The organism is Enterococcus lemanii, from assembly GCF_016909125.1.
Lineage (GTDB): Bacteria > Bacillota > Bacilli > Lactobacillales > Enterococcaceae > Enterococcus_I > Enterococcus_I lemanii.
This window is the reverse complement of sequence record NZ_JAFBFD010000012.1, coordinates 58,528-66,866: the sequence shown is the minus strand read 5'-3', so window position 1 is coordinate 66,866 and position 8,339 is coordinate 58,528. Positions and strand designations below refer to the sequence as shown.

10 protein-coding genes are annotated in these 8,339 nt (G+C 37.8%); 4 read left to right on the top strand and 6 right to left on the bottom strand.

Translation table 11 applies throughout. From position 1 onward, the window contains the following. The 6 genes from JOD14_RS05035 to JOD14_RS05005 all read right to left on the bottom strand — a co-directional run. The coding region (locus tag JOD14_RS05035) for a helix-turn-helix domain-containing protein (RefSeq protein WP_204653738.1) at positions 1-172 on the bottom strand (172 nt) is incomplete at its 3' end. 177 nt (positions 173-349) lie between these two features. Then, positions 350-1,735: an FtsK/SpoIIIE domain-containing protein gene (locus tag JOD14_RS05025; protein ID WP_000813488.1), complete on the bottom strand. Its 1,386-nt coding sequence runs from the start codon at positions 1,733-1,735 to the stop codon at positions 350-352. Positions 1,736-1,763: 28 nt separating this feature from the next. Continuing rightward, a complete protein-coding gene (locus JOD14_RS05020; RefSeq protein ID WP_000985015.1) occupies positions 1,764-2,150 on the bottom strand; it encodes a YdcP family protein in 387 nt (128 codons plus the stop codon). Positions 2,151-2,165: 15 nt separating this feature from the next. Further along, positions 2,166-2,480: a YdcP family protein gene (locus JOD14_RS05015; protein ID WP_000420682.1), complete on the bottom strand. Its 315-nt coding sequence runs from the start codon at positions 2,478-2,480 to the stop codon at positions 2,166-2,168. Between the two features lie 401 nt (positions 2,481-2,881). After that, positions 2,882-3,253, bottom strand: a complete 372-nt coding sequence (locus JOD14_RS05010; protein WP_204653735.1) for a hypothetical protein — start codon at positions 3,251-3,253, stop codon at positions 2,882-2,884. Positions 3,254-3,276: 23 nt separating this feature from the next. Next, the gene (locus tag JOD14_RS05005; RefSeq protein WP_204653734.1) at positions 3,277-4,548 is read right to left on the bottom strand and encodes a Y-family DNA polymerase; all 1,272 of its coding nucleotides are present in this window, start codon (positions 4,546-4,548) and stop codon (positions 3,277-3,279) included. A gap of 201 nt (positions 4,549-4,749) precedes the next feature. On the opposite strand from JOD14_RS05005, the gene JOD14_RS05000 reads away from it, so the two are divergent. The 4 genes from JOD14_RS05000 to JOD14_RS04985 all read left to right on the top strand — a co-directional run bounded on the left by JOD14_RS05000 (position 4,750) and on the right by JOD14_RS04985 (position 8,193). Beyond that, positions 4,750-5,310, top strand: a complete 561-nt coding sequence (locus tag JOD14_RS05000) for a hypothetical protein (protein WP_204653733.1) — start codon at positions 4,750-4,752, stop codon at positions 5,308-5,310. Positions 5,311-5,344: 34 nt separating this feature from the next. After that, entirely contained in the window at positions 5,345-7,489 is a 2,145-nt protein-coding gene (locus JOD14_RS04995; RefSeq protein WP_204653732.1) for a DNA topoisomerase 3, read from the top strand. A gap of 73 nt (positions 7,490-7,562) precedes the next feature. Then, positions 7,563-7,931 (top strand): type II toxin-antitoxin system RelE/ParE family toxin, encoded by a 369-nt coding sequence (locus tag JOD14_RS04990; RefSeq protein ID WP_204653730.1) that lies wholly within the window; start codon positions 7,563-7,565, stop codon positions 7,929-7,931. Then, positions 7,918-8,193 carry a helix-turn-helix domain-containing protein gene (locus tag JOD14_RS04985; RefSeq protein ID WP_204653728.1) on the top strand — a complete coding sequence of 92 codons (276 nt, stop codon included), beginning with the start codon at positions 7,918-7,920 and terminating at the stop codon, positions 8,191-8,193. The genes JOD14_RS04990 and JOD14_RS04985 overlap by 14 nt, the downstream gene beginning before the upstream one ends. The last annotated feature ends 146 nt before the right edge of the window (positions 8,194-8,339 follow it).

Below are 8,339 nucleotides of genomic sequence, written 5' to 3'. Positions count from 1 at the left end.
GGGACTGCTGTAAATCCTCTGATGGCTTGACTTTTCCTGTTTCAATATCGCTTAGATACTGCCTTGTAATACCAGTCGCAACAGCTAAACGGTTTTGAGATAGTCCATAAGCCAAGCGTTTTTCTTTTAAATGCTGTAACCAAGTTTGTTCATTCAGTAAAAATCCCTCCAATCAAAAAGGCGTATGTCAACTTTTAAAGCCCATTTGACATACGCTGAAATTTTGTAAATCCCTTGTAACCAAAGGATTTTCTAATGTTTTTTTGACTGTTTCCTGTCGATTTGTACCCCCCTGTTAGATACGGGGGGTTAAGTGCTGGCGTGGCTATTGCCACACCAGCCAGCAAGATCAGTCCACACCTGCGACTTCCGCTTCGCACGTCGCCTGCGTGGACTGTCTGCTGTTGGATAACTTTTTAATTTCCTCCAAGAAATCATATCCTTTTGGTACAAGGGGAGTATAAAACTCTGATATGACACTTGTTCCTACATCAACATAGCCACGACCTTTGATTCGCTTTAAGAAGAAATCCTTTTGTACGTCACTGCCAAACATCATGCCATAGCCCATTTCAGACATACGACCTAAAGCCACTCTGAAATTAAACTGATCACGGATTCCGTCGCCTAAATATTTTGCGTCTGGACGTTGACAAGCCAGTATTAGAAAGAAGCCAGCTTGACGACCTAACATGACAATCTGTTTCAGCTTATTCATAACTGCGGTGTTTTCTTTTGTTCCCAGCATTTCCATGAAAGCGACGTATTCATCAAAGATTAAGAAGTGTGCCGGGAGACCTAAGTAAGCATAATTTTTGCCAGTCTTATAGTTCTTCATCTGCTTCATTTCCTCACTACGTTTCATCATTTCTTCATAGAATGTTTCAATGCAAGAAAGCAAGTCTTCTTTTCTATAGTAGACATTTGCCATCACAGAACCTAAGTCCGCAAGGTCAGCATTTTTCGGGTCAAGAATATACAGTTTTGAATCTGTATGAAGCAAGGCTTCAATCAGTGTCAGTATAAAGTAAGTTTTACCGCCACCTGTACCACCAGCAATCAACATATGAGGGAGCTTATCATATTCCCACCATACGTTTTTCATTAAGCGAAGTTTACCATCTTTAGCTTCTACTTCATCAATAGAAATACGACTGGCTATGGTGTCATAGAGCAAAGTATATTCCACATAGGAATCCTTTAACTCTTTATCCGTCAGCTCACAGTACAAGCCACTCTCTAATTTCTTTTCCAAGTGTAAGAGTTGGTCTTGATATTTTCCCAGCGTGATTTCCACCCGTATCTGTATCAAGCCATTTTTAAGTCGATAATACATTTTAGGGAAGTAGGTTATCTTTTCCTTTGTACGACCAGCACTATCTTTAAAGAAACCCTCTGTTTTGACCTGTTCAGATTCATACCACTTGTTTTCAAGTATCATCTTTGCCAGTTTTTGACGGTGGTAAAGTTGTTTAACCGTATCATAGCGAACCCGTTTGAATACAAACGCTACCAGCAAGCAGATAAGAATTGCGACACTGAAACTGATAATTAAATAGGGAATGTCAATCTTATCTGCTTGTGATAGGTTAAAATCCTGCCAGTTGATCTGCTGGATTGTCTTCACATGAAACAGTCCGACAACCAGCAGGAAAACAGGCAGGAGTGACGCTATCGTAAAATGAAAGACTAAATCTTTACCAGATGGGCGAATCCTTTTACCACGCTGTTTCATGCGAAAAAGTCTCCTTTCTACCTAGCGACTATTTGTCTTGTGTCGGTTCTTTCTTTGCTTGTGGTTGAGCTTTGAATGAACTAGAATCCTTTGTCAGCACAATATCGTCTGCCTTGATATACCAGTCAACATCTGCTCCTTGATAGGTGGCAGTAGCAACGGTGTCCGCAATGGGATTGATAAGTTCCACCCGTGCGTTATAATCAAACTCTTTCAAAGGCACGCTGGCAGGAATACTTACTTGAATCATGCGTCCTTGTCCTTTGGATTTTAAGTCATAGGTACGTTCCTTGATTTCATCTGAAACCGACCCGTCTTCATTTTGGATTCTCACTTCACGACGTAGAGCAGAGAATTTCAATTCTCCAAAAGTCGTGTCTTTATCTAATACAATGCCATTTGCTAATCTCATCATTTTTCCTCTCTTTCTTTATTCTTTTATCATGTCGTCAGCATGTAAAAGGTAATTTGTAAAACCACGAGTGCCGATTTTGTAGCCCTCTGCGGTAATACGTGGATTGACTAACTTCACACGTTCCTCAAAGCCGAAATGTTTTTCGCCAGCTTCAGCAGGAAGCACCACCACAATATCATCTGCTCTTTGAACATCAGAATAGAGATTATAGCTTCTTGATAAGACAGTTAGCCGTCCGTTGATTCTTCGCTGAACGACTTTATCCTCGCCAGCAAATTCTAAATTGCCGAATGTTTTTTCCATGTTGGGAATCACAAATTTAAGTTCCATATTTTTACCTATCCTTTCTTTTTTATTGGCTGAATGAATGTTTGATGGTCTTAAAGAGTGGGGAACGACCTTTTGATTCTTGATTTTTTGTTTTCATAAGTTCACTTCCTTTCAAAATCGGGTAAAAAAATAGACACCTCATTTTTTGAAGTGTCTACCTATTAAATATTCAAATTTTATTGGAAGTATCTTTATATCTTCACTTTTCAAGGATAAATCGTCGTATCAAAGCTCATTCATAAGTAGTAAATTAGTAGTAAATTGAGTGGTTTTGACCTTGATAAAGTGTGATAAGTCCAGTTTTTATGCGGATAACTAGATTTTTATGCTATTTTTATCCTAAAAAATAAGGTGTTTCTTCAATCAATCTAACCCTTTCTGAAAGAATCAAACTATTTCACCTACACCTTAAATCGCTTCGTATCTGACCACTTCAATCCATTTGAAAATTCCACATGTCGAATCTCGTCATAGCCAATTTTTGTCCTTCCTACAAAAATTCCCAACTCGTCATAACCTTTGATAAATCCCACAGTATCAGCTTTATAATAGCCATTTACATCTCGTTCTTCAATTTGAATGGCCACCTGTTTATTCTTCAACTGTGCTTCGCTTAAAATTGTCCCAATCTCGTCCACGTCCATTTGCATTTTTTGTTGCGGGCGATTTTTTTCTGTTACCGTTTGATCGCTTAATGTATCTGTGTGTTCAGACAAATAAAAACCCGCCCATTTGACCATCCCTCGATCTTGATAATTTTCGCCATAAGACATCAGAAATCCCTTCCTTTCGTTGATTAATGGCCACCAATCTTGCTACTTCGACTAATTGCAGTCGCCCCTGGCAAGAGTGAACTAGCATGCACCAAGGCTTTAAATCCATACCGGGTTCGAATTTCATCACACAGATAATCCAACTTTTCTTGCTGAAACAGTTTCTCTGGATCAGAAAAAAGATCCAACTGAATACTCGTTTGATAAATTAACTTTGAACAAGAAATCGCCACACTACGCACTTCATAGTCAATATAATATTCGCGAAAAATCTTTAAGGCATATTCTGTCAACTGTTTGGTACTAGCTGTTGCTGGTATCTTCATTTGGTGAGAAAATCCCGGTAACATAGTGGTATAGGAATAGCCAATCCTTAAGCTAATACACTCTGTTTGCGCATGAATCTTCCGCAAACGAGAAGCAACTAAATCAGTCATTTCTCGAACAATGACTTCAATTTCTCGAATATCTGTATAATCTCTCAATAGCACTTGAGAATTTGAGACCGATTTTTCTAATGGCTTAAACTTCTGATCAATCTGACTGCGATCAACCCCGTTCGCATGTGCATGGAGCTGTACGCCGATAGCTCCCATACTTTCCTTGAGTAAAAATGGATTACAATTTGCCAAATCTTCAATTGTATCAATCCCTTTTTTATATAAATTTTGGGCTGTTTTTTCTCCAATTCCCCAAAAATCAGTGATTGGGTTAATGGTCCAAACCTTTGTCGGCACGTCTTCATAGCGCCATTCCGCCATCATATCAGGATTTTTCTTTGCTTCGTTATCTAAAGCCAGCTTTGCTAAAAGCATATTATCACCAATCCCAATCGTGGTATAAATCCCTGTCTCTTGCAAAATCTTCCGCATAATCGCTTTTGCAAAGAGTTTGACATCAACATTTCCATAAAGACTTTTCACTTTATCGTAACGAATAAATAATTCATCGATACTATAAACATGAATATCGTCATCAGAAACATAGCGACGAATAATATTAACGATTTTCATATTTGTTTCGATATATAACCCCATCCGTGGCGGGACTTGAATCAAATCAGGGTGGTTAGGCAATTCAAATTTTCGTGTAACGTTCGATATTCCAAGAACTCTTTTAGCAGTGGGGGAGGAAGCCAAAACCAACCCGCCAGGGCGATCAGCGCCTGATAGTACGACTAACATGGCAGTCAATGGATTTAGACCACGTGCCACACATTCAACAGAAGCATAAAAACTTTTACAGTCGATACATAAATAGTCGCCTCGAGGTTCAAAATTATAGTCAAAATACATAAAATCCACCTCTTTTTAGGTCAATTATACGAACGTATGTTTGTTTTGTAAAGGGAACAAGAGGTAAAAAAGAGAAATCTATCATTTCATAGTTAAGCTAGATATCCCTAGTAGTCATAAAACTATTTATAATTACTAGTAAAATTAAGTAATTCGTGCTATATTAATGTTACCAGTAACATTAAAGAAAGGGCGATTGCCATGAATACAACTCAAGCCTTGAAACGCTTAGAACAAGCAGGGGTTACGTCTAGTCTACAAATGCTGCGACGTTGGTTACGACAAGGTAAGATTGAAGCGGTATTATTATCGAAAAAAGAAGGCTATCAGATTAACGAGCAAAGTTTAGAAGAATTTATCGTCCGCAAGCAATTCTTTGACACGGAAGACCCCCTACAACATCAGCTAGCGTACAAGCAGGGCTATCAAGCAGGTGTGTTGGCTGGGCGCAAAGAAGCCACCCAACAAGCGCTTGAAAAACGAGAAATGATGATTGCCCATGAACTGAAAGAATACCAAAAAAACTTAATTCTAAAACACTGTTACGAGGAAACCATTGAGATTAATTACTTTGACAACAAAATTCCGTTGAAAGTCCAACGTGCTTTAGACCGTTTTGGCTTTCGAACGGTACAATTTGGTATTTTAGGGCAATTTGCACTCTTTGAAGGCGTTGATTTGATCGAATGGACTGATTTACCCTATCCCAATCGAACGCTGCGCAAACGATTGGAAAATTGGTTAGTCGAGCAAGGAAAATGATATTATTACTAGTAATAATAAAGAGGTGATTCTAGTGAGCACAGTGATATTAGCAGAAAAACCAAGCCAGGCACTAGCTTATGCGAGTGCTCTGAAACAAAGTAACAAAAAGGACGGCTATTTTGAGATTAAAGATCCCATTTTTAAAGATGAAACCTTTATTACGTTTGGTTTTGGTCATTTAGTTGAATTAGCAGAGCCAGGACATTACGATGAAAAATGGCAAAAGTGGTCGCTGACAGCGTTACCGATTTTTCCAAAGCACTATGAATTTGAAGTGTCTAAGGATAAAAAGAAGCAATTTAAAATTGTTGCGGAACTTTTAAAAAAGGCGACGACTATCATTGTTGCAACAGATAGCGATCGAGAAGGAGAAAATATCGCTTGGTCGATTATCCATCAAGCAAATGCCTTTTCGAAAGAAAAGACGTATAAACGATTATGGATTAATAGCTTAGAAAAAGATGTGATTTACGAAGGCTTTAAAAACTTAAAAGAGGGCTCGGACTACTACCCTTTTTATCAAGAAGCACAAACACGCCAGATTGCGGATTGGCTGATTGGCATGAATGCCAGTCCTTTATATACGTTAAATTTGCAAAAAAAAGGTGTACAAGGAACATTTTCGTTAGGCCGTGTACAAACACCGACGCTTTATATGATTTATCAACGCCAGGAAGCCATCGAACAGTTTAAAAAAGAGCCATTTTTCGAGATAGAAGCAGACATCACGGTCAAACAAGGAACGTTTAAAGGCACTCTTATCCCTACACAGCGATTTTCTAGTAAAGATGAACTATTAACCTATCTTTCTTCTAAACACGCTGAAATAGGCAATCAAGAAGGAAGAATAGCGGATGTACAAACAAAAGAAAAGAAAACGAATAGCCCAAGTTTGTTTTCTTTAAGTAGCTTGCAATCAAAAGTCAATCAATTGTATAAAGCGACAGCAAGTCAAACCTTAAAAGCCGTTCAAGGGTTATACGAAGCCAAATTATTGAGTTATCCGAGAACCGATACACCGTTTATTACTGAGAACGAATTTGCCTATTTAAAGACAAATTTTGGAAAGTATTGCCATTATTTGAATCAAGATCTTGAAATGGTTCAAACGTCGCCTAGAAAGCGTTACGTGGACAATAGCAAGGTGCAAGAACACCATGCTATTATCCCAACCAAACAAGTGCCAAGTACAGCGGCATTGGCAAAAATGGACGAATTACAACGAAAGATTTATGCTTTAGTCGTTAAAACGACCGTTGCTATGTTTTTACCTGATTATCTGTATGAAGAAACCAAGATCCAGACGAAAGTAGCTGACTTACTATTTCAATCTATAGGAAAAATGCCGAAACAAGAAGGTTGGAAAGTTTTATTTAGTCAACAAAATCAAGAAGAAAAAGAAGACGTTCAAACATTACCGCTAGTTATCATCGGAGAGGGTGCCAGCGTGAATGTCAAAAGCGTGGAGAAGGAAACGCAACCACCGAAAGCTTTTACAGAAGGTACGTTGTTAACCGCTATGAAAACCGCCAATAAAACGGTTGATGATGAAGAAGCAATCAAAATTTTACAAGAAGTGGAAGGTATCGGTACCGAAGCGACAAGAGCCAGCATTATTGAAACGTTGAAGCAAAAAGAATATATCAAAGTCGTTAAAAATAAATTGCTTGTAACGGAAAAAGGCAAACTCCTGTGCCAGGCAGTAAAAAGCCAGCACCTTTTAACAAGCGCGGAAATGACGGCAAAATGGGAAGCCTATTTGAAAAAAATTGGGAAAAGAGAAGGTAATCAAGAAAACTTCCTCAATAACATCAAAAAATTCATTGTCCATTTATTGGAAGTTGTACCGAGTGATATTGAAAACATCAGTTTTTCTGATTACCAAGAACAAAAGGAAAAAGAAGCAGAAAAAAATATCGTTGGGAAATGTCCGAAGTGTGGCAATAACATTGTCCTGAAAAAATCCTTTTACGGCTGTTCAAATTATCCTAACTGTACCTTTACTCTAGCAAACAATTTTCGTAAGAAAAAACTGACGAAGACGAATGTGAGAGAGTTGCTGCAAGGCAAAGAGACTATTGTGAAAGGGATCAAAACTAAAGATAAAAAGACCTATAATGCCGCTGTAATAATCGGTGAAAAGGGCTATATCGATTTTCTCTCTTTTTCAAAATAAAAACGTGATTTGCATGTGCAAACTTTCGATAGCATATATTGATTTTTTGAACATTATATGCTATCATATGAATATGGAAAAACCAAAGTTTGAATTTTACGAACGTCCCAACGGACACAATGAATTTCAAGAGTTCTTAGAATCTTTGCCTGAAAAAGATCAGAATAAACTACTCACACTAATTTACAATGTGCAAGAACACGGGTTGTTAGTAGCGATTAAAATGAAGTGGGTTAAAAAGTTGGAGGACAATCTATTTGAATTACGTTCTGAAGTAGGCAATAACATTCAGAGAGCTTTATATTTTCATTTCACAGGGTCAAAATATATTATTACGCACGGCTTTAGTAAGAAGACACAAAAGACCCCGAAAAAAGAAATAGTAAGAGCCATAGAAATTAGAAAAGAATTTGAGGAGGGAATAAAAAATGACAACTATTAAATTTGATGATTACTTAGCTGAAAAACTAAAAGACCCTCATTTTAAAGCCGAATTTGAAGCTGAAAATACAAAACTTCAAAGTGCAGTTATTTTAATGAATGCACGAGAACGTGCTGGCTTAACACAACGTGAACTAGCCGAATTAGCACACGTCCCCCAATCAACTATTGCTAGAATTGAACGCGGGGGAAACACAAGTTTTGATACCATGTCAAAGATTGCCTATGCTTTGGGTAAAACACTAGAAGTAAATTTCGCATAAACGAAAAGCTACTTCTAATGTTTTTAGACTGTAGACAACGTCCAATAATTAGATGTTGTCTACAGTCTTTTCTTTGTATCGCTAGAAGATCAATGTAGCAGAAAGTGATTCTAAGCTCATTTCAAACGATTAACGTGATAAATTGA

What these genes read in the sequence shown, in the direction of transcription:
- JOD14_RS05025 (WP_000813488.1), bottom strand. Translation starts at nt 1,735, where the DNA reads ATGAAACAGCGTGGTAAAAGGATTCGCCCATCTGGTAAAGATTTAGTC.
- JOD14_RS05020 (WP_000985015.1), bottom strand. Translation starts at nt 2,150, where the DNA reads ATGATGAGATTAGCAAATGGCATTGTATTAGATAAAGACACGACTTTT.
- JOD14_RS05015 (WP_000420682.1), bottom strand. Translation starts at nt 2,480, where the DNA reads ATGGAACTTAAATTTGTGATTCCCAACATGGAAAAAACATTCGGCAAT.
- JOD14_RS05010 (WP_204653735.1), bottom strand. Translation starts at nt 3,253, where the DNA reads ATGTCTTATGGCGAAAATTATCAAGATCGAGGGATGGTCAAATGGGCG.
- JOD14_RS05005 (WP_204653734.1), bottom strand. Translation starts at nt 4,548, where the DNA reads ATGTATTTTGACTATAATTTTGAACCTCGAGGCGACTATTTATGTATC.
- JOD14_RS05000 (WP_204653733.1), top strand. Translation starts at nt 4,750, where the DNA reads ATGAATACAACTCAAGCCTTGAAACGCTTAGAACAAGCAGGGGTTACG.
- JOD14_RS04990 (WP_204653730.1), top strand. Translation starts at nt 7,563, where the DNA reads ATGGAAAAACCAAAGTTTGAATTTTACGAACGTCCCAACGGACACAAT.
- JOD14_RS04985 (WP_204653728.1), top strand. Translation starts at nt 7,918, where the DNA reads ATGACAACTATTAAATTTGATGATTACTTAGCTGAAAAACTAAAAGAC.